The following is a 21,148-nucleotide window of genomic DNA, read 5'->3' on the forward strand; positions in this document are numbered from 1 at the left end:
GCAAAGGCGTGAGTGCTAATAGGCAAATGACAAATTGACGCAGTCGCATTCAGTAATGCTTCTCATTTAAATAAATAGGTGCTATGGTTTGCTAACGATAATCGTTATCAAAAGCAGGTCAGCGGTTGGCCTGCCCGCAAACCAAAGGAGAAGCATGTCATGAAGCGTACAATTGCGTTTTTCATTAACGGTTTCCTGCTCGCTGCCCTGATGACAGGTGGTATGGCAATGGCCGACAACCACGATGATCATGAGCGTGCCGATCATTTTGAAGGCAAGTCGTCGGAAACCTTACAGGAAGCGGTCACCAACTTCTCTGAAGGCAATCAGCAGCTGGCTGAGCTGTTGGCCTCTGATGAATTAAGTAACCAGCAGATGGGCGAGCTGCATATGCTCACCTATACCCTGGAAAACGCCCTGCAGAAGATCGATGCTGAGGTTGATGCCATGGCCGTGACGCTGGAAGAGGTGCATCTCGGTTCTGAATCGCTTGATCAGCAGCGCGTGGCCGAGAACGGCGCAGAGTATCTGGAAGCGGCTCGGACACTGGTCGAGTAACCCAAAAGCCTGTTCTCCCATCACAGGCTTTCCCGCTGCTATCTGCCTCAGGTAGCGGCGGTTTTCGTATTCAGCCTTGCCAGCGCCTGGCGACCTTGATGGCTTGGGTCATGTGCTGGCAATACAGGCGTTGGCCGGGCACTTTATGAATACCTGCGCGGCGCAGCTTGAGGATCATGCGCGCCTTCAGGCCGACCAGAATCACCCTGACGTTATCCCGCGCCATATCATCCAGCAGCGCCTCCAGCGCCATGATGCCGGTAACATCCATGCTGGGCACATCGTGCATATCGAGAATCAGCGTTTTAATCGTCGGGTCTGCCACGCGCAATGACGCAAGCGCCTTTTCAGCGGCACCAAAAAACAGCGGGCCATCAATGTTGTACACCGCCACCCCGTCAGGCAGGGTCACCAGGCTGATATCCCGGCGAGTATCGACTCGGTCACTCTGGGTCAGCAGCGCCATTCGGCGGATAAACAGCGCCGCTGCCAGGGCAATCCCGACGCCCACCGCTAATACCATATCGAAGATAACGGTCAGCCCGAAGCAGGTCACCAGAATAGCCACGTCATCAAAAGGGGCAGAACGCAGGGTACGCACGAAATGGCGCGCTTCGCTCATGTTCCAGGCGATGATGAACAACAGCGCGGCAAGTGCGGCCATGGGCACCAGCCCCAGTACGCCGGCCAGGGCAATCACGGCGAGCAATACCACCAGCGCATGAACTACTGCCGCCAGCGGCGAGCGGCGCCGCTGCGGATATTGGTGGCGGTGCGGGCAATGGCGGCGGTGGCGGTGATACCCCCAAATAGCGGCGCGACAAGGTTACCCAGCCCCTGGCCTACCAGTTCAGCATCCGGGTCGTGGCGGGTCTTGGTCAGGCCGTCGGCGACGACGGCGCACAGTAATGACTCGATTGCTCCCAACATGGCAATCGCAAAGGCAGGGCCAATCAAGGCGCGAATCAGCTCGAAATTGACCTCCAGAGGCACGCCATCTGGCCCTGGCAGATGCCAGGGAGCCATCAGCACCGGTGCTACCGGCGGAATGCCGCTGCCGGTTTCACCGTTGATTTCCCAGCTAAAACGCGAGGCAATAGTTTCTATGCTGCCGCCGCCCAGCCACAGGTTCAGACCATAGGCCGCCAGGGCGCCGACCACCAGGCCAATCAGTGGGGCGGGAATCGGCAGATTAAGCCGTGGCCAGTAGAGCATGACGGCCAGCGCGAAGACGCCCACGCCCAACTCCCATGGGTCAAGGCTTGGAAGGGATTGAGCGATGATGGCCAGGTTGGCGATAAAGTGTTCACCCAATTCACCCGTCTGCAGCCCCAGAAAATCGGGAATCTGCAAGACCGCAATCACCACGGCGATACCGACGGTAAACCCCAGCACGACAGGGTAGGGCACAAACTGGATCAGCCGCCCCATGTGGGTGAGGCCCAGCACAATAAGGATAACGCCCGCCATCATGGAAGCAATCAGCAGGCCGCCCAGGCCAAACTGCTGGACGATAGGAAACAGGATGACTACAAAGGCAGCGGTGGGGCCGGAGACGTTGAAGCGGGCGCCACCGGTGAGGGCAATAATCGCCCCGGCAACAATAGCGGTATACAGGCCATGCTGAGGCGGCACCCCGGTGGCAATTGCCAGCGCCATGGACAAAGGTACCGCCACCGTGCCAACGGTCAGCCCGGCCATGACGTCCTGACGTAAATCGGCGAGCCCGTAGCCCGCCTGCCAGGCGGAACGCAGCCCGGTGGTAACGGCGGGAAGGTGAAACCTCAGCCTTCGGCGTGACATGGCAATGCTCCCGTGAATACTTCTTTAGCAGGTTAAGTGTCTAACATAGCATTTAACCTGCTTGGCAGCATGTGTGTAGGACTAAGGTTAATAGGGCGAGAAGTTTACAGAGTGGGGCAGTCCGGCGGGTTTGAGTCGGCGGAGAAGACCAGAGTGCTGTAACGGGCGGAGGCATCGCCACCGGCGTTATCACCATCGGTCATCAGCGCAACGCCATCAATGCTTGCCGGGCGTTCACCAAACAGACGTTGATAGTCGGCTTGTACATTGCGCACCTCGGCAACCCATTGGCTCTGTTTCTGTTCACCGCTCTGCAGGGCCAGAAGCTGGGCGCGGTCGGTAAAGGCATTGGGCCAGGCGCTGCCTGCCGGTTGGTTGGATGACCAGACGTAATTCACGGATTCAATTTGCCAGGGTAACAGGCCTGTCTTGCGCGCCACATAGACCCGCGCGGGGTAGTCATCGCCCGCCTTGGTGGTCTCATCCAGGCCAGGGTAGAGCGAATCGACCTGCCAGCACCATTTCAGGTAAGGCGTTTTATCAAGATCAATCTCGCGCTCCAGGTATAGCGCCGAGGCCTGGCCGTTGGCCCTGGCCTGAAGCGCTGCCTGCCCGTCTTCCTCGATGATCTGGTAATCGGTTTCGCCTTCAAAACTGCGGGTCGGCCAGTTTTCCATATGGTAGGGAGAAAAGCGCTGATCGTCGCTGCCGATGGCGGGAGTGATCACCACTGCCAGCCAGGTCAGCAATAACCAGCGTAGCGCGGAAGACACTAACGTGCTTGAGGCTGGCATGGTTAGCTCCGTGATGAGGTGTCGTCGGTATCCGGCAGTTTATCACCGAGGCCGTGAAGTAGCTCAAACTGTGATTCACAGCGTCGGCAGGCGCTGCACATTAAGGTATGCAGGCGCAATTGCAGCTGTTCCCGGCGCGTTAGTGGGCGGTCGAGCTTCAGCGACATCAGCTTGGTCGCTTCGCGGCACATGATCATGATCGGCCCCCTTGGGTGATCTACCGGCAGTTAATGGGCAAGCCAACCTTTTTCAATACATTGACGCAGTTTCAGGCGCGCACGATGCAGGATGACCCAGCAATTGGTTTCCGTGACGCCGATTTCCTTACAGATCGCCTGTGTAGAAAGGCCCATAAATTCGCGCAGCGTGAACACGCGGGCAATATTTTCTGGCAGGGCAATCATGCAGGCGTCGAGAGCTTGCCAGAACTGGCGGTTCTCCAACACCTTATCCGGCTCACCCCAGGGTTGAGGGCGCGACGCCGCCTGCCAACGGCCACTGGCCTGGAAAGGAGCTTCCTGAAACAGCGCATCGAGGGCGTCATCCTGGCTCAGGCTGTCATCAAACTGCCAGCTGGCAAAACGCTTCTGTTGGCGCATGCGTTCAAGCATCTTGTTTTTGAGGATACCGAACACCCAGGTTTCAAAGGCTGAGCGGCCCTCGAAACTGGCATGCTTTTCGAGCGCCACGACATAGGTATCCTGCACCACATCTTCAGCGGCAGCGGCGTCGCGCAGTTGCAGCCTGGCAAAGGTCACAAGCCTTGGCCGCATCGCGGCAAGGTGATCCATCGGTGATCCTGTGACCTCAGTCATCGTGATTTAACTCCCTGTCTGACTTGCCGCATGGAAAGCCCTTAAAAGGGCGATGTGTACCGATAGCAAAAGCGTACTTCAGTGGCTGGAGGCTGTATGGGCATTCTACAGATGCATCGTCAGCGTAAGATTGATTATGGAACAATCAGTACAAAAATGGCAAATCGTCATCCAATGCTTAGAAAGTAGAGGCAGGATGTAAGGAATCGTCTGACGCCTTCACTGAGTAGCTATAAGCTTTCCTGTGCCACCTGCCACGGTAGCGATGGGCAATCGGGTTATCAGGGAACCTTTGATCAGGCGTTTCCGCATAGCGTTAACATGGGGGTGCAGCAGTTTGGCATGGAGACTGTTTACGCCGATGAAATGGTGCAGATCTGTATGGTAGCGCCGATGGCGGCAGAGCCATTAGCCTGGGATTCTGACGAAATCGCGTCTCTATCTGCTTTTGTAGTGGATGCCCAAGCCCGTTACAACGAAGAAAATTAATGCCGCTTTTTTTTTTATCGATAAGGCCGCATCACCGTTGTCGGAGAGGCGGCCTTTATTGGTGGCTATGGCGCGGTGGTGTCTGCGCCAATGTCTGCAAATAGGGCGTCAAGTTCAGCGGCAATCCGGGCAAGCTCGTCGTCCTTACCTTCGCTATAAGGTGAAAAAACCGCGCTGGGTACCTTCCATGCCAGAGTGGCGCTGCCATCTTCATTTTCGGTGACGTAAAAACGCAGCGGCGCTTCGATCATGGCCGGAACGCTTTGGCGCAGGATGCGCACCGCAAAATCATTGCGAAAAACACCCACTACCCGATTACCGGGAATCTCAATACCGCGCTGGGCGGCGGCTTGTGTCGGTCCCGCCTCGGTCACCACGAACATGTCCGCCTCACTGATGGCGCTGTGCAAGGCTTCCAGCAAGGCGGTATAGCCCTGTTCGGTGGGTATCACTTCCCAGCCCTCATCGGGCCAGTTATCGGCCATGGCCTGAGTGGATAATGCCAGGCCCGCGCCAAGCAACAGCGGGGCTAACAGACGTGGTGTGATGAAAGCGTGGCGTATGCAAAAAGACATCTAATGTCTCCTGTTGTGGTGAAGGCGACAAAGCGCCGCCGAAAGCTAACAAGAGACTTGGTGCAGGCAATCAGCCATACCTTACATCATTTATCCCGCTGGGTTCTGGTCGCCGATGATGGCAAATAACCGCGGTGAACTTACTCCGCAGGGCCGAACAGGCGCGGGGTGAACTTGACGTACCAGGCGGCAGATTGCACCTGGATGATGTAGGCCAGGGCGATTAACAGGGCCGCATCGGCACCGGCCTCACCGAAGGCGTTCATGGCCAGCGCCAGGGCAATCGATAGGTTGCGCATCACGGTGCCGTAGACCAGGGCAATCCCATCGCCACGGGAAAGCCAGGTGCGCGCAACCCAGGTGCTCAGTGCATAGTTGATGGCATACAACAGCGCGAGCGGTAAGAGGATATCCAGCAGTAGCATGGGCTGGCTCAGCAGATCATCAGCTTTCAGCGCCATGGCAACAAATACGATCCCCAGTACCCCCAGCGTCGCAAAAGGCGGAAACTTCGGGCCGATATGCTGGCGGTAATGGCGTTGGCCATGGCGCTTGACCAGCCATTTGCGGGTCAGCTGTCCGGCCACCAGCGGCAGGCCGATCACCAGCAGGATCTGCCGGAAGACCGCCACCAGATCCACCGGGATATTGGCGCCCATCAACCACTGCACGTAAAAAGGCGTTGCCAGTGACCCCAGCAAGAGGCCAATCACGGTCATCTTGACCGCGGCAGGCAGGTTACCCTTGGCAAAGCCCGTCCAGGAAATGGTCATCCCGCTGGTGGGCAGCAAGGCGGAAAGCAGCAGGCCAAGCGCCAGATAGGGCTGGTCGGCAAACCACCACAGCCCGATGCCAAAGGCAATAAAAGGGATGACCGCAAAGTTGAGCAGCTGGGCCAGCCCCTGGGCGCGCAGGTCGCCGCCGTTGAATAACTCATGCAGACGCAGATTGACCATCATGGGATAGATCATCAATAGCGTCAGCGGAATCACCAGGACACTCAGCCCGCTCACCGGCAGCAGGGCGCCTGCTACCAGGCCGAGCAGCATGGTGACAGGAATGGCCACCAGCAGGTTGCGGGTGAGGCGTTGGATCAGTTGCATTGTGATGTTTAGTTTCATCTTTACGCTCTCCATGCGGCTAATTTTTCGGGCTTTTCAAGTGCTGGCGCTGGCTTTCTGGTGGTTATTTTGCTGCCACCCGATCAGCGCTATGGCGATGATCAGAATGGGCAACAGCATGGCAAGGTTAAGGGTTTCCCAGCCGAGATGGTGCAAGAGTTGACCGGACATCAGCGAGCCAACCGCCACCAGGGAGAAGATGATCAGATCATTGACGCCCTGTACCTTGCCGCGTTCTGCCTCGCTGTGGGTCGCGGCCAGAAGGGCGCTGCCGCCGATAAACAGGAAGTTCCAGCCGATGCCCAGCAGCACCAGGGCAACCCAGAAATGCGCCATGGAGGTGCCAAGATTGCTGAACAGCACGGTACCGAGCAGAATCACCACCCCGGCGGTCAGAATGCGTTCAACGCCAAACCGGCTGATCAGGCTGCCGGTAAAAAACGACGGCGCATACATGCCCAGCACATGCCATTGCATGATGAAGACCACCTGAGACATCTCGAACCCCTGGCCGCGCATGGCCAGCGGTGTGGCGGTCATGACCAGCACCATCACCCCGTAGCCGATCGCCCCGGCAATCACGGCGACCCTGAAGCGTGGCTGGCGGGCAATGCTCGCCATGGGGCGAGTGACTTCACCGGGTTGAGGTTCGCCGCTGGCGGGCACCTTGAGCTGGCTGAGCAGGCCGATGGCGAAAAGCGCCAGCAGTGCAATGATCAGATAGGGGCCGCCCGAAGGAACGCCCGGCACCCAATCCAGGGTAGCGCTGGCATTCCAGGGGCCAAGGAAAGCGGCTACGACGCCGCCCGCCATGACCAGCGAAATAGCCTTGCTGCGAAACCCAGGGCTTGCCACGTCAACGGCTGCGAAACGGTAATACATGGCAAAGCCCTGATACAGGCCAATCAGCAGGTTACCGGCGCAGAACAGCCAGAAGGAACCTGCCGCAATACCGCCAAGGCTTACCAGGCCACCGCCAACACCGCCTAGGCCAGCGCCGAGGATAAACCCCATACGGCGGCCCACGCGTTTCATGAACAGTGACGCGGGCAGGGTAGAAGTCACAGTGCCAATCATCATGATGGCAATCGGCAGAGTCGCATAGGCCGGATTGGGGCTGAGCTGCTGGCCAACCACGCCGCTGAGCGTCATAACGGTGATGGTCGCGACCATGAACAGCATCTGACTGACCACCAGAATGGCCACGTTGAGCTTCTCACGGGGCTTGGCGCTATCCGCGCTGTTGGCCTGTTGATTGTTGCGGGATTGTTTATCTACAACCATTCGGATGTTTTCCTGAAGAGGTTAAAAGTTAGAAAATCAGCACTTTGTCTGCTCGGACAGTGGTCTCAGCCAATTCATCCATAGTGCTGCGTTGCGCGCCTTTGACAACCTCTTCGTCGCTGATACCACGAGCATCCAGACAAGTGCCGCAAAGTAGCACTTGCCCCTTGTTGGTGACACGTTTCAGCATTCTTTCGGCATTGTAGTAGCCATCAGGCGTTTTCTGGCCACTTTTAGCACCTGATACAGCATCCCCCATCAGGAAAACCGTTACGTCTGTTTCCTGTTTGATCAGTGCATGGGCAAGACGTAAGCCGTTATATAAGCGCTCGGTTCCATAGGGAGGATCATTAACGATGATCAAAGTATGCATAGTTGTTTGCCTCTTTTTGCGGGTGCTTTAGTGTGTACTTCTATCTAACAGGCACTTGGATTTCATTCAATTAATCAATAGAATATTATTAGTTTGAGTAGAAGACGCCACCGTTGTCAAGCGTCTCATCAATGAGGAAAACCGTTATGTCTTCGCAACAGGATGTGCTGAATACCCTGGCACAGGTCGCCCGGGCACTGGGGAATGGTCATCGCCTGGCCTTGCTGGAGCACCTGGCTCAGGCGCCAGCCTCGGTTGAAACTCTGGCAGGTAAGGCAGATCTTGCAGTTGCCAACACGTCCCAGCATTTACAGCATCTACGCCGGGCAGGTCTGGTGACTGCCCGGCGTTGTGGCAAGCAGATGATCTACCAGCTCACCGATGAGCGGATACCTTTGCTAATGAACCTGTTACGAGAGGTGGCAGAAACCAATCTGGCAGAAATGGAGCGCTTGGTGGGGCAGCTATTTACGGATCAAGACGCGATGGCGAACTGCAGGCTGTTTCGCACCAGGAATTGCTGGCAAGCCTTACTCGGGGTGAGGTATTGCTGTTGGATGTGCGTCCGCAGGAAGAGTTTGCGGTTGGGCACTTGCCGGAAGCGATCAACATCCCGCTGGATACGCTGGAATTATTGCTGGAGACCCTGCCACAGGATCGGGAAATTGTTGCCTACTGCCGAGGCCCTTACTGCGCGCTTTCTCATGAAGCAGTGCAATGCCTGCGCGAACGTGGTTACCGGGTGCGCCGATTTGAAGAGGGCTTTCCCGAATGGAAAGCGGCTGGCCTGCCGGTAGAGCGCGCATAAGGCATATTTATGAGGCTAGCTGGGCTTTCCAATGGCGTAGCGTTGAGGGGTGAACGCCAAAGTGTTCGGGTAGGGCAATGTCCTGCTCGGCGCAGAGCAGGCTGATCAGCGCCATATGATGAATGCTGTGGCTGGTCAGAAAGGCCAGTTCGCGCCCCAGGCTGCTGGGTAGGTAGGCTGTTGTGTGCATCTCATTGGCGTCAAGCGGATAGCCAAGTGTCAGCGCCGTATCGGCTGGCAGTGTGGCCACTCTGGTCAGGGCGTTATCGATGGCGTGCAGATGTTGCAATGCTGTCTGAGGGCAGGTTTCAAGCCAGGTGTCACGCTTGCGTCCTTCGTAATCCAGGCTGGCGATGGCGTTCAGGTGATCAAGCAGTGTCTGATAATGTTCAAGAATATGCCGCACATGCTTGCCTACCGACTGGGTGGCCTGTGGCGCTTGCAGGTGCTGGTAGCTGGCAGGCGAAATATGCTCAAGCAGCGCGGCCAACTGATTGAGGGCCTGGCGGTTTTCCTCGGCCAGCGCGCCCGTGTATGAGAGTAATCTTGCTGCCATCATGACGTTCAACCTCGTCCTGAAATCACTGTGCCAGCGCCAGGGCTGGCACAATGTGGTTTGGGTGATGAAAGGAGGGGTTTAACCTGCTTCTGGGCTGCCTTCTGCGCTGCCTTCGCCTTCTCCCTCGCCTTCACCTTCTCCTTCATGTTCACCCTCGCCTTCCGCACCGCCTTCGGCGCTATGGGCTTCGGCCAACATATGAGGGGCATCCTCGAACTGGCTGTAGCCACCTTGGGTGTCGTCAGCCTGCGCCTGCATGGCCAGACCGCTGGCAGCCAGTGCCAGTGCCGGAGCGGTGTAGGCGAACTGGCGGCCAAGACGGCTGAGCAGGCGACGTTTGCTTTCTTGTTGAGACATGGTTTTGTTAGGCATAACTTTTCCTCTTTATTGTCGGATCAGATGTCGATCAGGGTCGTGCTGTGCCACAAGACGTCATGGCACGGTTAAACGCCCGTGGGCGTCATTTCCTTCCACGCTGGCGTGGTGGGGAAAGTCGGTGCTATCGCCAGGGCTTCCCGGCAGGCTTTTTCAAGGCTGGCCGGGTCGCGGGGGCTGAGATGTAAAGGCACTTGCTGGCAGAAGGTGTACAACGTGCTGAGTGTCTGTTCGTCCAGGGTGCTGCGCTGACCCTGAAAGGCATAGGGTAGCAGTAGGCTCATGGCCGCCAGTGGCCCTTTTTCTGCTGCGGCTTCTTTAGGTATCAGCGCCAGCAGGGCCAGCGGCTGGCAATGGTTTTCAGCGGCGAAAGGCATGCCTGCCACTGGCAGATTCAGTGGGGTCAGCGCCGCTGTGGCGGATGATGCAAGGCGCGCGCCATGGGTCAGGGTGGCGCTCAGTTGGTCAGCAACTGTACCCAGTGATGCCAGACAATCGGTGTCATTCAAGGGGGCTAGCAAAGCAAGCTGTTGTTGATCGGTATTCAGCAGCACCAGATCTATCACGCAGGTATTTTCTCCTGCCGCATGATTGAGCAGGGCGTGTTCAATCGCAGGGGAAATCTCATTCAGGTGCAGGCGTGAGCGCAGAATCCTGGCGCCATCGGTCAGGCAGTAGCCGTTGGTACTTTCCAGCACGGCCAAGCATAAGGAGGTGTCGGCATCCTGCGCGGCATGGCCTGCCAGCAAGGGCCGGAAATGGGCTTGCAGGCAATCTGCCACTGGCTCTTCCGGCGCGCTCAGCCGCCACCGTTGCCCGGCAAAGGTTAGCGTCATTGCCTGGCTTGATACTAGGCGCTGGCTCCCCGTGCGCTGCATGGCCGGCGATGTACTATCGGCGGGTGCCAGCAGGCCATATTGCTGCCAGGTTTCCAGCGTGGCCCATAGATCCTGTTCAATCTGTTGGCGGGTGGCGTCGCTCATGGCCTGCAGCTGCTCCACAATCTCATTGACAGCTTGGCCTTCGCCCAGCAGCAGCCAGATCAGCGCTGCGCTGTCGTTGAGCTGGATAAACTGGCCGCTGTCATGCTGGTAAAGCGCCAGTTGGTCGTTATCGAACAGTTCGCTGACCTTATGGGCGCGCAGCGCCAGAGGGCGCTCGGGGGTGAGCCGACTATCGGCCAGGCTGGGCAGCCCGGCAAAAGGGGTATAGTCAATGGCCGCGTTCGGGTAAAGCGTGGCGAAATTCCCCGCACGCTGATGTTCGGCGGTAAGCGCGGCGGCATCAAGCTGGCGAGGCGCCTGCTCGGGGCGATCCAGCCCGGTCAGGCTGATCATATCGCTGACCAGGCTGGCCTTGACCTCTTCTTCCACTATTCCGCCGTGTTCAGGGCGAGCGCAGATGCCCAGCGAGGGGCTGAGGTTGCATTCCAGAATCCACGGCTTGAGCTGATCATCCACCAGACAATCCAGGCCGATCAGCTCATAGCAGCCCAAGGGGTCGGCGCCGCTTTCACGGCTGCGCGTACGCATGGCGTCAATACCGCTCAGGGCGGTCAGGGTGGCCAGATCGTGGATCTGCGCAAACAGTGCCGCATCGTCATGGCCCTGCTCCCTTAACCACTGGCGGTAGCGCTCAAGGTCGATGAACTCAACCGGAACGTCAGCGTCTTCATTCAGGGCGTTGATATCCGGGTTGGTTAACTGGCTGTAGACGTTATCAATATCATCCGGATCCCAGGGGGCGGAGGCCAGCTTGGCAAAGCCCTGGCGGTAGAGATAGATCCGTACGGGCTCGATACCGGCGATCAGCATATAAAGGCGCAGCACATATTTGTGGCCGCGGATGGTGTGGGGGTTGCCGATATATTCCTGTACCAGCCAGTTCGGCGCCAGCGGTGCCTCGCTAGGGTCGCCAATCACCCTGACCCCTTGGCCTTTGGACGCATTGGTCGGCTTGAGAATCCAGCCCTTGTGCGGGTTGGCCGCCGCGTCTTCCACCAGGGCCGGGTAGTCGCGGGGCATTTCATAGGCGCGCGGGAAAAACGCCAGCCGCTGAGTATAAGGATGGGCTTCCCCGTACTGGGCGAGGATGCGTTCACGCATCCGCTTGAGGCTGTCATGCAGGCGGCTTTTGATGGTCAGCGCTGCATTGCCGGGAATATGGTTCATTTTATGCTGGGGCGAGGTGGCCTGAAACGCCGCCTTGGGTGGCATGCCGGTAACCCAGGCCGCTTGCCAGTCGCTGTCATCGCCTTGCTGCCAGCCGCTAGCTTCAAGCGTTTTGCGAAAAAAAATGATCCTGCTCCGCGTGGCACTGCCCGCTCAACCAGAACTTTTTGGGGGTGCGTGAAAAGGTCATCGTATAACTCCTGAAAGCGGCTGGGTAATGGTTGAGTGGTCAGTGCGGGTGATTCCTTACAGTTTTTTTCACGATCACCTTTCTATTTCACAACCACCTTTCTATTGCACAGCAAGGCTCCCATGCTCGAAGGCATTGAGAGCAGTCAGCATAGGATGGCTATATTTATATTCCAAAAAATAACTTTAACATTGTTTTTATATACCACAATATTCTATCAAATATAAAGCAATCGTTAACTCGCCATCTACCCCACAAGCCACGCCTTGTGGGTGTCCGGAGGACATATGTCGCGTACTGTTATCAGTTTGGCCGTTCTGTTTGGTTTTGCCACCCAGGCCCATGCCCTTGAGATGATGCCCCTGGTTGACGCCAACTGGCTGGATCAGCACCTGGAATCCGACAACCTGGTGGTGCTGGATGTGCGTTCATCCATCGACAACGGTGGCGATGCCAGAAGCTTCAGCCAAGCGCGCATTCCCGGTAGCCGCTATTCCAGCTATACCGATGCAGGCTGGCGGGAAACTCGGAATGACGTTCCCGGCGTCATGCCCTCGGTAGATGAGCTGGAAAGCCTGATTGGTGGCCTGGGTATTGGTAACGACAGCCAAGTGGTGATTGTGCCTGCCGGTACTGGAGCAACCGACTTTGGCAGTGCAGCTCGCGTGTACTGGACCTTCAAGGTGTTGGGCCATGACGACGTCGCCATTCTGGACGGCGGCTTTGCTGGTTGGCAGCAGCAGGGCTTTGAAGTGGCAAGTGGCCGAGTAGCTGCACCTGAGGAAGTGGATTTCAGCGCCTCCCTGCAGGATGCTTTGTTGGCAACCACCGAGGAGACAACGGCAGCGATTGATTCCTCAGCCCAGCTAGTCGATGCGCGCCCAGCAGGCTTTTATACCGCGGATACGCAATCATCAGCCACGCTGGCCGCGGGTACCATTCCTACCTCTGTGAATCTTGAACACCAGAAATATATCACTGAGCGTGATGGTGCCTATTACCTGGACGAAGCGCCGCTGATGTCGCGGATCGATGAACTGGGGTTGGACGCAGAAACGCCCACCATCGCTTTCTGCAATACCGGTCATTGGGCGGCGATTGGCTGGTTCATGCTTCAGGAGGTCGCCGGGTTCGAAAATACCTCCATGTACGATGGTTCCATGGCTGAGTGGACACGTCAGAACGAGCTGCCGTTGCAGGTAGCGGGTGGTAGCGTGACCACGGTAGGCGAACAGGTTAATTAATTCAGCCACAATTGCGCAGGGACGCGCAGATACCTAGAATGCCGGAATGACTTCCGGACGCCCGCTTTCCCATCATCCCGAGGCTGCCTTGGCAGCCGCCATGCAGACCTTTTGGCAGCTGGGCTATCACCATGCCTCATTGCGTGATCTACTTGCTGCCATGCAGGTATCGCGTAGTACCCTCTACCATTCCTTTGGTAACAAGGAGGCCCTGTTCCTGGCCGCCCTTGATCATTACCGTGAGCGCCAGTTGGCCCACTTGGCTGACCGACTGGCCGAAGCCCCCAGCGCCTGGGCTTTTATCGAGCAACTGCTCTATGACACCGCGCGGGACGCGGAAAGCGATCGGGCACATCTTGGCTGCCTGATCTTCAATTCCGCCACTGAGCTGGGCAGCGAACAGACACTACCCGCCCAGGCCGCGCAGGCAAGCCTTGAGGCGATTACCGGCTTTTTTACCCAGGTGATGGAGCAGGCTCAGCACGAAGGAGCGCTTCCGGCTGAGCATAGCCCGCAAAGCGCCGCGCGTTTTTAGCGCAGTCAATTGCGGGCTTGCGGATGCTGCTGAAAAGCGGCATCCGCCAGGCTGAGGCTGAAGAAGTGGTGGCCTACATGCTTAGAGGCTTGCGCTGATCAGGCGTTGAACAGCTCGACCAATGCATCGGCAAAGGTGTCCGTGTTGCCGGTGCCGCCCATATCCGGGGTGACCATGTCACGGCGGGTTTCCAGTACGGTGCGGATGCCTTGACGAATGGCAGTGCCTTTCTCGACCATACCCAAGTGATCAAGCATCTGCGCGGCTGCCAGCAGCAGGGCGCAGGGGTTGGCGAGCTTCTTACCGGCGATATCTGGCGCTGAGCCGTGAACCGCTTCGAAAATAGCCGCGCTTTCGCCAATGTTGGCACCCGGGGCCAGGCCAAGGCCGCCGACCAGACCCGCACACAGATCCGACAGGATATCGCCGAACAGGTTGGTAGTGACCACCACATCAAACTGGTGCGGGTTCATCACCAGCTGCATGCAGGCGTTATCAACGATCATTTCCTGAAATTCAATCTCGGGATATTCCTTGGCCACTTCCCGGGCAACATCCAGAAACAGGCCGGAACTGGTCTTGATGATGTTGGCCTTGTGCACAGCGGTGACTTTCTTGCGGCCATTGTTCTTGGCCAGTTCAAAGGCATAGCGGACAATACGCTCGGAGCCCTTGCGGGTGACCTTGATCACTGAAATGCCGGTATTGCCGTCATCAATAAATTCCTGGCCATCGGACAGGTAGGCGCCTTCGGTATTCTCGCGCACTGTGATCATATCAATATCATCGTAGCGTGAACGGGTACCGGGGAAGCTGACGGCCGGGCGTACGTTAGCGTAGAGGTCGAAATGGCGACGCATCTGCACGTTGATTGATGAAAAACCCTTACCGATTGGTGTGGTCAGCGGACCTTTCAGGGCAATGCCGAAACGCTCGATGGTCTCCAGGGATTCCTTGGGGATCAGGGTGCCGTGATTTTCCAGCGCGCTCAGGCCAGCATCAATAAAGTGGTAGTCCAGACCGCAGTCCAGCGCGTCCAGAACGCGCAGAGTTGCCTCCATGATCTCTGGGCCGATGCCGTCGCCCTTGATGACTGCAATAGACTGGCTCATTTCATTCTCCTGTTGATGACGGCGAGCGACAGCTATGCGAACTAGATTGAATGAAACGCGGATAGATGTTTTCGCCGTGGGTTGACGGTGCAGTTGATAGGCGAGGCAATGGTACGCCAAAGTGAGGCAAAACGTCATCCTGCAAAAGCCGTAGGCAGAGTTCTTGGGAAGAGGGTTTGGGAGGCTTCGAGAGTTATTCAAAAGTTTTTCAATAGTTATACATTGTGTCATAAGCGTTGAACCTGATAGCGTGAATTGAAGTCATAAAATCATGCGTTACGCGATTCGCTGAGGGTTATTCGGGAGGCAAGCATGCCGACACTTCCTGCACGTCCATACCGAAAAATGGCTTTTGTTTTATGTATGTTACTGGGGTTGCTGATGCTGGGGTGGCAGGCGCTTGCCCAGAACAGTCAATCTCAAACCAGTCAAGACAGCGCCCTGGTGATGACCATTGAGGGCGCCATTGGCCCGGCCACCAAGGATTATTTTGAGAGCGCGGCCTGCGCCAGGCAAGTGACGAAAATCATGCCGTAGTGATCGTCCAGCTGGATACCCCTGGCGGGTTGGTGGAAACCACCCGGGATATGATCAGCGAAATGCTCAACGCGGATATCCCAGTCGTGATGTATGTGTCACCCAGCGGCGCGCGGGCGGCCAGTGCCGGTACCTACCTGCTCTACGGTAGCCATGTGGCGGCGATGGCCTCGGCCACCCATCTGGGGTCAGCCACCCCGGTGCAGATGGGCGGCGGCGGTTTGCCGGGTATGGCGCCCGAAGATGAGCCGCCTTCTGACTCTGATACCAGTGAGGAGTCCGCAGGTGATGACGCCGCGCAGGGCGAAGCGGCGTCCGACGACCAGTCTGGGTCTGAAGACGAGGTGCGCCGTGGGGAAAATGCCATGGAGCGCAAGGTGCTGGAAGATGCGGTGAGCTTTATCCGTGGCCTGGCTGAGCGCCATGGCCGCAATGCCGACTGGGCGGAAGAGGCGGTGCGTGACGCGGTTAATCTGACCGCTCCTGAAGCGCTGGAAAAGAACGTCATCGACGTGGTGGCCTCGGATATTGACGATCTGCTGGCGCAGATTGATGGGCGCAGCGTGGTTATGGAAAGTGGCGAACAGGTGTTGGAGACCGCTGACCTTCAGGTTGAACGCTTTGATCCTGACTGGCGTACCCAGCTGCTGTCAGTGATTACCAACCCTAACGTGGCCTACTTTCTGATGCTGATCGGTTTCTACGGCATTATCTTTGAGCTCTCAAGCCCCGGTAGCCTCTTCCCCGGTACCATTGGCGTCATTTCCCTTCTGTTGGCCCTGTTTGCCTTTCAGGTGCTGCCGATCAACTACGCGGGGCTGGCGCTGATTCTGGTGGGTATTGCCCTGATGGTGGGTGAAGCGTTAGTTCCCAGCTTTGGCGTGCTGGGCGTGGGCGGTATAGCCGCTTTTGTGTTTGGCTCAGTAATGCTGATGGACGCTGAATATCTGGCCGTATCGCTGCCCCTGATTGGCGGTATCGCCGCCCTGGCGGCTGGATTTATGCTGTGGACACTGCTTAACCTGATGCGTCTGCGTCGCAAACCAGCGCTGGGGGTGAAGAGGAAATGCTGTATGAAGAAGCCGTGGCGCTGGAAGACTTTGAACATAAAGGCCATGTGCGCCTGCACGGTGAGCGTTGGAATGCGGTCACCGAGGTGCCTGTGGTAGCAGGGCAGCGATTAAAGGTCATTCGCTTTGAAGGGTTGACCGTACAGGTATCGCCAGCGCCGTTGCCTGTAAAGTGATGCCCTGAGCTAAGCTTTTACTGATAGAAAACGCAAAACACAGACGAGGTGCCCGATGATTCTTTCCTATCTTGTTCCTGTTGTGCTGCTGGTGATGCTGCTGGCAGCGTCCATTCGCATTCTGCCTGAATACAAACGCGGGGTGGTGTTCTTCCTGGGGCGTTATCAGAAGGTCAAGGGGCCGGGCCTGATCATCATTATTCCCGGCATCCAGAAAATGGAAGTGGTCGATCTGCGTGTGATCACCATGGACGTTCCTGAGCAGGATGTGATTTCCCAGGATAACGTCACGGTGAAGGTCAATGCCGTGCTCTACTTTCGAGTAGTTGATCCGGAAAAGGCCATCATCCAGGTGGAGAATTTTACCCAGGCAACCAGCCAGCTGGCGCAGACCACGCTACGTTCGGTGCTGGGTAAGCATGACCTGGACGAGATGCTGTCCGAGCGTGACAAACTCAACGATGATATCCAGGAAATCATTGATTCCCAGACCGAGGAATGGGGCATCAAGGTAGCTAATGTCGAGATCAAACACGTTGACCTGGATGAGAGCATGATCCGCGCCATTGCCCGCCAGGCCGAGGCCGAGCGTGAACGGCGCGCCAAGGTGATTCACGCGGAAGGTGAACTGCAGGCCTCGCGCAAACTGGTGGAAGCCGCTAACGTCATGCAGGAAAATTCTGCCGCCTTGCAGCTGCGCTACTTGCAAACCATGAGCGATATGAGTAACAAGAACGCATCAACCATCGTTTTCCCCTTGCCGATGGACATCATGGAGGCGTTCAAACAGATGAAAGCAAAGCATGCACCCGAGGCATCCCAATCTGATAGCGGTAATCAATGACCGCTCATTCTAGCCTATCGCGCCGCCAGCAAGGTCTTTTGATGACCGCTGGCGGCGCCCTGATCATTTCCCCTGATGCACTGCTGATCAAACTGATCAACCTGCCGGACAGCGACATACTGCTGTGGCGGGGGCTTTTGACGGCGCTGGGCTTTGCCTTGATTGTCGCGCTGCGCCAGGGGCGTGGCTTTGTTAATGCGTACTACCGCTGCGGCGGGGTGGGGGTAGGCGTGGCGGTGCTGTTCAGCCTGTCGACCTTTGGCTTTGTGCTGGGTAACCAGTACACCAAGGGTGGTAATGTGCTGATGATACTGGCCGGTGCGCCCTTGATTGCTGCCGCGCTATCGCGCGTCTTTCTGCATGAGCGCCTGCCGCTACGCACCTGGGTCGCGATTGGCCTGTGCCTGTTGGGCACCTCCTTGATTGTGCTGGATGATGCAGGCGCAGGCTCCTGGAAGGGCAATGCCTTTGCCCTGTTGGCCGCCACCGCCCTGGCGGCCAATTTTACTCTGTGCCGAGCACGCCCCGGTGTGGATATGAGCCCCATGCTGACCCTGGCAGGTCTGATCGTCGCTCTGGTGGCTTTTGTGGCCAGTGGCTTTGGAGCAGGGCTTTCGGCTGTGCCCGCCATGAGCGTTGTCTGGCTGGTGGTGCTTTGTCTGATCCTTTTGCCGTTGGGGTTTACTCTGATACAGCGTGGGCCGCTGTATTTGCCTGCCGCTGACGTTGGGCTCTTGATGCTCTCTGAGGTGGTCGTGGGCACGATCTGGGTGTGGTTGATTCTCAACGAACGCCCGGCGCCCGTGGCCCTGGTGGGCGGTGCTATCGTGATTGGCACTTTGGTGGCTAAGGGGCTGATGGAACGCCGAATTGAGATGCGGCAGCGCAGCAGGGTGCAGTGACGGCTATTTGCTGCTAAACTCTTGCGCCTTTCGTCGGCGCTGTTGGTAACCCTTGCTCAGCGTTGGCTTCATTCGGCACAAATGGCATCCATGATGGCACCTGCTTTTCGCGATACTGTTTTTTTTTAAGACAGCTTTTTTCAAGACAGCGCTTTCAGGGTTGATGACTCCACCCTAGCGCTTTCCTTCCTTTGCAAGCAATTTCTGCCTGGCGTTCACTGCGCTGTCACGGCGGTATGCCAGGCTTGCGCCAAAAAATTGGCTTCTGCCCGAACGTCTGGCATTCGCCCAATCCGTTGGCTTGTCTTCATCCTGTGTGCTTTTTGTTAAGCCGTTTAATGCGGCCTTGATACGTCTTTGCCAAGGCAGTGTCATCGGTCGACTCAATCACCGTTCGATAACCCTGGACCCCCTGATGTACGAAAAATTCAAACTTTCTTGGCTCTCCAATCTCAAGGGCGACGCCCTGGCGGGCATCGTCGTTGCGCTAGCGCTGATTCCGGAGGCGATTGCCTTCTCAATTATTGCTGGCGTTGACCCCAAGGTCGGCCTTTATGCCTCTTTTGCCATCTGTGTGATTATCGCCTTCACGGGTGGCCGCTCAGGCATGATCTCTGCAGCCACCGGTGCCATGGCGCTGTTGATGATCACCCTGGTTAAGGAGCACGGGCTTGAATACCTGCTGGCGGCCACTTTGCTGACGGGTGTGCTACAGATTATCGCTGGCTACCTGAAGTTGGCTGATGTCATGCGCTTTGTCTCCCGCTCGGTGGTCACCGGTTTTGTCAACGCTCTGGCGATCCTGATCTTTATGGCCCAGCTGCCTGAATTGACCGGCGTCACCTGGCATGTCTATGCCATGACGCTGGCTGGCTTGGCGATTATCTACGGCTTTCCCTATGTGCCGGTGGTGGGCAAGGCGATTCCTTCCCCTTTAGTGTGCATCGTTGTGTTGACAGCGGTTTATATGCTCACCGGCATGGAAATCCGTAGCGTGGGCGATATGGGCGATCTGCCGGATACGCTGCCGGTCTTCCTGTGGCCAGACGTGCCGCTGAACCTTGAAACCCTGATGATCATCTTGCCTTATTCGGTCATGTTGGCCGTGGTGGGTCTGCTTGAATCGATGATGACAGCCACCATTATTGATGACCTGACTGACACTAAAAGCGATAAGAACCGCGAGTGTAAAGGCCAGGGGATTGCCAATATCGGTTCCGGCCTGATCGGCGGTATGGCTGGTTGCGCGATGATTGGCCAGTCGGTGATCAATATCAAATCCGGCGGTCGTCGGCGTACGTCCACTCTGATTGCCGGTATTGCCCTGCTGATGATGGTGGTGTTTTTGGCAGACTGGGTCTCGCAGATTCCTATGGCCGCTCTGGTAGCGGTGATGATCATGGTGGCAATCGGTACTTTCAGCTGGGAATCAATCCGCGATCTGAAAAAGCATCCAATGAGCACTAACATGGTGATGGTAGCGACGGTACTAGTCACCGTGGGTACTCATAACCTGGCGATTGGTGTCTTTGTGGGTGTGCTGCTGGCAGCGATGAACTTTGCCAACAAGGTAGGTAACATTCTCTACATCGGCTCGAAAGAAATCCAGCCGGGCGTTGAGCGTGAATACGAGATCGTTGGCCAGGTATTCTTTGCATCCTCTGAAACCTTTATTGGCGCCTTTGATTTCAAAGAGAGCATTGATAAGGTCACCATTAACCTGACCCGCGCCCACTTCTGGGATATTACCGCCGTGCAAGCGCTGGACAGGGTGGTGATCAAGTTCCGCCGTGAAGGTACCGAAGTTGAGATGATCGGCCTGAACGAAGCCAGTGCCACCATTGTTGACCGCTACGCGGTGCACGATGATCCTGAAGCCGTCGAAAAACTGATGGGTGGCCACTAAGCCATCCTGCAGCCGAGGAGTGTGAGATGTCAGATCATGTAATGGCCGCCATTGACGGTTCCAGTTTTTCAGAAAACGTCTGTGATTACGCCGCCTGGGCCAGCCTGGCGCTGGATGCCCCCTGGTGTTTGTACACGTGGTGGATAACCACTCGGACGTGCCGGATGACGCGAATCTTTCCGGTAACCTGCGCTTTGGCGCCCGTGAACGCCTGATGAAAGAGCTTTCCGATCTTGACGAAAAGCGCGCCAAGATCAACCGTGAGCAGGGCAAGCTGATGCTGGATGCCGCCCGCGAGCGGGCGATTGAGGATGGCGTCAGCGACCCCCAGACCCGTCAGCGTAACGGCACCCTGGTGGAAACCCTGGTCGAGCTGGAAAAGGACGTGCGCCTTTTAGTCGTCGGCAAGCGTGGTGAAAAGGCGGATCAGGCCACCGGCCACCTGGGCTCCAACCTGGAACGCGTGGTGCGTGAAATGCACCGCCCCATCCTGATGGTGCCGAGTGCCAAGTTCAAAATGCCAGAAAGCGTGATGATGGCCTTTGATGGCAGCAAGACCGCCCGCAAAGGCGTTGAGATGCTGGCCAAAAGCCCGCTGTTCAATAAAGCCGTTTGCCATGTGGTGATTATCGGCGCGGATACCGCTGAAAACCGCTCCCAGCTGGAATGGGCGCTGAGCACCTTGCGCGACGCTGGGCATGACGCCGAAGGCGCCATCCGCGCCGGTGATGTCGAAGCCACCCTGCACGCCTACGAGCAGGAAAACGCCATCGACATGATGGTGATGGGCGCCTACGGACATTCACGCATCCGCCACCTGCTGATCGGCAGCACCACCACTGAAATGCTGCGCAACAGCCATATCCCGGTGCTGATTCTGCGCTGATATTAATGGATTCACCTGGGA

Annotated in this window: 20 protein-coding genes and 4 pseudogenes; 11 read left to right on the forward strand and 13 right to left on the reverse strand. The window is 57.1% G+C overall.

Annotated elements, in window-relative coordinates; genetic code table 11:
• Positions 1-159 precede the first annotated feature (159 nt).
• The gene (locus tag HLB35_RS06265) at positions 160-558 is read left to right on the forward strand and encodes a DUF6746 family protein (RefSeq protein ID WP_171701921.1); all 399 of its coding nucleotides are present in this window, start codon (positions 160-162) and stop codon (positions 556-558) included.
• A 70-nt stretch (positions 559-628) separates the two neighbouring features.
• Here the strand turns inward: HLB35_RS06265 and HLB35_RS17025 are convergent, their stop codons facing one another.
• From HLB35_RS17025 to HLB35_RS06285, 5 genes and pseudogenes are all read right to left on the reverse strand, one after another.
• Positions 629-1,180 (reverse strand): STAS domain-containing protein, encoded by a 552-nt coding sequence (locus HLB35_RS17025; RefSeq protein ID WP_328731340.1) that lies wholly within the window; start codon positions 1,178-1,180, stop codon positions 629-631.
• Positions 1,169-2,361 (reverse strand): annotated as a pseudogene (locus tag HLB35_RS17030) (SulP family inorganic anion transporter); the annotation flags it as partial. The gene HLB35_RS17025 and the pseudogene HLB35_RS17030, both read right to left, overlap by 12 nt.
• A gap of 104 nt (positions 2,362-2,465) precedes the next feature.
• Entirely contained in the window at positions 2,466-3,155 is a 690-nt protein-coding gene (locus HLB35_RS06275) for a DUF3047 domain-containing protein (protein ID WP_171701922.1), read from the reverse strand.
• Between the two features lie 2 nt (positions 3,156-3,157).
• Positions 3,158-3,352 carry a zf-HC2 domain-containing protein gene (locus HLB35_RS06280; protein ID WP_171701923.1) on the reverse strand — a complete coding sequence of 65 codons (195 nt, stop codon included), beginning with the start codon at positions 3,350-3,352 and terminating at the stop codon, positions 3,158-3,160.
• A gap of 30 nt (positions 3,353-3,382) precedes the next feature.
• Positions 3,383-3,946, reverse strand: coding sequence for a sigma-70 family RNA polymerase sigma factor (locus HLB35_RS06285; protein WP_235937013.1), 564 nt, complete (start codon positions 3,944-3,946; stop codon positions 3,383-3,385).
• A 366-nt stretch (positions 3,947-4,312) separates the two neighbouring features.
• Between HLB35_RS06285 and HLB35_RS06290 the strand changes: the two genes are divergently transcribed.
• The gene (locus tag HLB35_RS06290) at positions 4,313-4,459 is read left to right on the forward strand and encodes a hypothetical protein (RefSeq protein WP_171701925.1); all 147 of its coding nucleotides are present in this window, start codon (positions 4,313-4,315) and stop codon (positions 4,457-4,459) included.
• 65 nt (positions 4,460-4,524) lie between these two features.
• On the opposite strand, the gene HLB35_RS06295 is transcribed toward HLB35_RS06290, so the two are convergent.
• The 4 genes from HLB35_RS06295 to HLB35_RS06310 form a co-directional block, all read right to left on the reverse strand.
• On the reverse strand, positions 4,525-5,034 hold the full coding sequence (locus HLB35_RS06295; protein ID WP_171701926.1) for a DUF302 domain-containing protein: 510 nt from the start codon (positions 5,032-5,034) through the stop codon (positions 4,525-4,527).
• Positions 5,035-5,174: 140 nt separating this feature from the next.
• Entirely contained in the window at positions 5,175-6,155 is a 981-nt protein-coding gene (locus tag HLB35_RS06300; protein ID WP_216601426.1) for an arsenic resistance protein, read from the reverse strand.
• A 36-nt stretch (positions 6,156-6,191) separates the two neighbouring features.
• The gene (locus HLB35_RS06305) at positions 6,192-7,439 is read right to left on the reverse strand and encodes an MFS transporter (protein WP_171701927.1); all 1,248 of its coding nucleotides are present in this window, start codon (positions 7,437-7,439) and stop codon (positions 6,192-6,194) included.
• A gap of 28 nt (positions 7,440-7,467) precedes the next feature.
• Positions 7,468-7,812, reverse strand: a complete 345-nt coding sequence (locus HLB35_RS06310) for a DsrE/DsrF/TusD sulfur relay family protein (RefSeq protein ID WP_171701928.1) — start codon at positions 7,810-7,812, stop codon at positions 7,468-7,470.
• Between the two features lie 146 nt (positions 7,813-7,958).
• On the opposite strand from HLB35_RS06310, the pseudogene HLB35_RS18800 reads away from it, so the two are divergent.
• Positions 7,959-8,147: pseudogene (locus tag HLB35_RS18800) on the forward strand (ArsR/SmtB family transcription factor); the annotation flags it as partial.
• A gap of 182 nt (positions 8,148-8,329) precedes the next feature.
• The gene (locus tag HLB35_RS16455) at positions 8,330-8,620 is read left to right on the forward strand and encodes a rhodanese-like domain-containing protein (protein WP_216601427.1); all 291 of its coding nucleotides are present in this window, start codon (positions 8,330-8,332) and stop codon (positions 8,618-8,620) included.
• 7 nt (positions 8,621-8,627) lie between these two features.
• On the opposite strand, the gene HLB35_RS06320 is transcribed toward HLB35_RS16455, so the two are convergent.
• The 3 genes from HLB35_RS06320 to HLB35_RS06330 all read right to left on the reverse strand — a co-directional run bounded on the left by HLB35_RS06320 (position 8,628) and on the right by HLB35_RS06330 (position 11,770).
• Entirely contained in the window at positions 8,628-9,179 is a 552-nt protein-coding gene (locus tag HLB35_RS06320; RefSeq protein ID WP_171701929.1) for a DinB family protein, read from the reverse strand.
• Positions 9,180-9,257: 78 nt separating this feature from the next.
• The gene (locus HLB35_RS06325) at positions 9,258-9,551 is read right to left on the reverse strand and encodes a hypothetical protein (protein WP_171701930.1); all 294 of its coding nucleotides are present in this window, start codon (positions 9,549-9,551) and stop codon (positions 9,258-9,260) included.
• A gap of 71 nt (positions 9,552-9,622) precedes the next feature.
• Positions 9,623-11,770 carry a PqqD family peptide modification chaperone gene (locus tag HLB35_RS06330; protein ID WP_171701931.1) on the reverse strand — a complete coding sequence of 716 codons (2,148 nt, stop codon included), beginning with the start codon at positions 11,768-11,770 and terminating at the stop codon, positions 9,623-9,625.
• A gap of 432 nt (positions 11,771-12,202) precedes the next feature.
• Here HLB35_RS06330 and HLB35_RS06335 point away from each other — a divergent pair, with 432 nt between their 5' ends.
• Both HLB35_RS06335 and HLB35_RS06340 read left to right on the forward strand, forming a co-directional pair.
• Positions 12,203-13,159, forward strand: coding sequence for a sulfurtransferase (locus HLB35_RS06335; RefSeq protein ID WP_171701932.1), 957 nt, complete (start codon positions 12,203-12,205; stop codon positions 13,157-13,159).
• A gap of 46 nt (positions 13,160-13,205) precedes the next feature.
• Positions 13,206-13,694, forward strand: coding sequence for a TetR/AcrR family transcriptional regulator (locus HLB35_RS06340; protein ID WP_171701933.1), 489 nt, complete (start codon positions 13,206-13,208; stop codon positions 13,692-13,694).
• 98 nt (positions 13,695-13,792) lie between these two features.
• Here the strand turns inward: HLB35_RS06340 and HLB35_RS06345 are convergent, their stop codons facing one another.
• Positions 13,793-14,806 carry an isocitrate dehydrogenase gene (locus HLB35_RS06345; RefSeq protein ID WP_171701934.1) on the reverse strand — a complete coding sequence of 338 codons (1,014 nt, stop codon included), beginning with the start codon at positions 14,804-14,806 and terminating at the stop codon, positions 13,793-13,795.
• Positions 14,807-15,118: 312 nt separating this feature from the next.
• Between HLB35_RS06345 and HLB35_RS18805 the strand changes: the two are divergent.
• The 5 genes and pseudogenes from HLB35_RS18805 (at position 15,119) to HLB35_RS06370 (ending at position 21,127) form a co-directional block, all read left to right on the forward strand.
• A pseudogene (locus HLB35_RS18805) lies at positions 15,119-16,589 on the forward strand (NfeD family protein).
• 55 nt (positions 16,590-16,644) lie between these two features.
• Entirely contained in the window at positions 16,645-17,433 is a 789-nt protein-coding gene (locus HLB35_RS06355; RefSeq protein ID WP_171701935.1) for a slipin family protein, read from the forward strand.
• Complete coding sequence (locus HLB35_RS06360; RefSeq protein WP_171701936.1) at positions 17,430-18,335, forward strand: DMT family transporter; 906 nt, start codon at positions 17,430-17,432, stop codon at positions 18,333-18,335. The genes HLB35_RS06355 and HLB35_RS06360 overlap by 4 nt, the downstream gene beginning before the upstream one ends.
• 415 nt (positions 18,336-18,750) lie before the next feature.
• Entirely contained in the window at positions 18,751-20,241 is a 1,491-nt protein-coding gene (locus tag HLB35_RS06365) for a SulP family inorganic anion transporter (protein ID WP_171701937.1), read from the forward strand.
• Between the two features lie 26 nt (positions 20,242-20,267).
• Positions 20,268-21,127, forward strand: a pseudogene (locus HLB35_RS06370) (universal stress protein).
• The last annotated feature ends 21 nt before the right edge of the window (positions 21,128-21,148 follow it).

This window comes from Vreelandella azerica, from assembly GCF_013112225.1.
Classification (GTDB): Bacteria; Pseudomonadota; Gammaproteobacteria; order Pseudomonadales; family Halomonadaceae; genus Vreelandella; species Vreelandella azerica.

Excerpts from the sequence above, each read along its gene's own strand:
- HLB35_RS06345 (WP_171701934.1), bottom strand. The coding sequence starts at position 14,806 with ATGAGCCAGTCTATTGCAGTCATCAAGGGCGACGGCATCGGCCCAGAG.
- HLB35_RS17025 (WP_328731340.1), bottom strand. The coding sequence starts at position 1,180 with ATGAGCGAAGCGCGCCATTTCGTGCGTACCCTGCGTTCTGCCCCTTTT.
- HLB35_RS06340 (WP_171701933.1), top strand. The coding sequence starts at position 13,206 with ATGACTTCCGGACGCCCGCTTTCCCATCATCCCGAGGCTGCCTTGGCA.
- HLB35_RS06360 (WP_171701936.1), top strand. The coding sequence starts at position 17,430 with ATGACCGCTCATTCTAGCCTATCGCGCCGCCAGCAAGGTCTTTTGATG.
- HLB35_RS06365 (WP_171701937.1), top strand. The coding sequence starts at position 18,751 with ATGTACGAAAAATTCAAACTTTCTTGGCTCTCCAATCTCAAGGGCGAC.
- HLB35_RS06335 (WP_171701932.1), top strand. The coding sequence starts at position 12,203 with ATGTCGCGTACTGTTATCAGTTTGGCCGTTCTGTTTGGTTTTGCCACC.
- HLB35_RS06280 (WP_171701923.1), bottom strand. The coding sequence starts at position 3,352 with ATGATCATGTGCCGCGAAGCGACCAAGCTGATGTCGCTGAAGCTCGAC.
- HLB35_RS06290 (WP_171701925.1), top strand. The coding sequence starts at position 4,313 with ATGGAGACTGTTTACGCCGATGAAATGGTGCAGATCTGTATGGTAGCG.
- HLB35_RS06265 (WP_171701921.1), top strand. The coding sequence starts at position 160 with ATGAAGCGTACAATTGCGTTTTTCATTAACGGTTTCCTGCTCGCTGCC.
- HLB35_RS06355 (WP_171701935.1), top strand. The coding sequence starts at position 16,645 with ATGATTCTTTCCTATCTTGTTCCTGTTGTGCTGCTGGTGATGCTGCTG.
- HLB35_RS06325 (WP_171701930.1), bottom strand. The coding sequence starts at position 9,551 with ATGCCTAACAAAACCATGTCTCAACAAGAAAGCAAACGTCGCCTGCTC.
- HLB35_RS06305 (WP_171701927.1), bottom strand. The coding sequence starts at position 7,439 with ATGGTTGTAGATAAACAATCCCGCAACAATCAACAGGCCAACAGCGCG.
- HLB35_RS06275 (WP_171701922.1), bottom strand. The coding sequence starts at position 3,155 with ATGCCAGCCTCAAGCACGTTAGTGTCTTCCGCGCTACGCTGGTTATTG.
- HLB35_RS06295 (WP_171701926.1), bottom strand. The coding sequence starts at position 5,034 with ATGTCTTTTTGCATACGCCACGCTTTCATCACACCACGTCTGTTAGCC.
- HLB35_RS06300 (WP_216601426.1), bottom strand. The coding sequence starts at position 6,155 with ATGAAACTAAACATCACAATGCAACTGATCCAACGCCTCACCCGCAAC.
- HLB35_RS06320 (WP_171701929.1), bottom strand. The coding sequence starts at position 9,179 with ATGATGGCAGCAAGATTACTCTCATACACGGGCGCGCTGGCCGAGGAA.
- HLB35_RS06310 (WP_171701928.1), bottom strand. The coding sequence starts at position 7,812 with ATGCATACTTTGATCATCGTTAATGATCCTCCCTATGGAACCGAGCGC.
- HLB35_RS06285 (WP_235937013.1), bottom strand. The coding sequence starts at position 3,946 with ATGGATCACCTTGCCGCGATGCGGCCAAGGCTTGTGACCTTTGCCAGG.
- HLB35_RS06330 (WP_171701931.1), bottom strand. The coding sequence starts at position 11,770 with ATGCCACCCAAGGCGGCGTTTCAGGCCACCTCGCCCCAGCATAAAATG.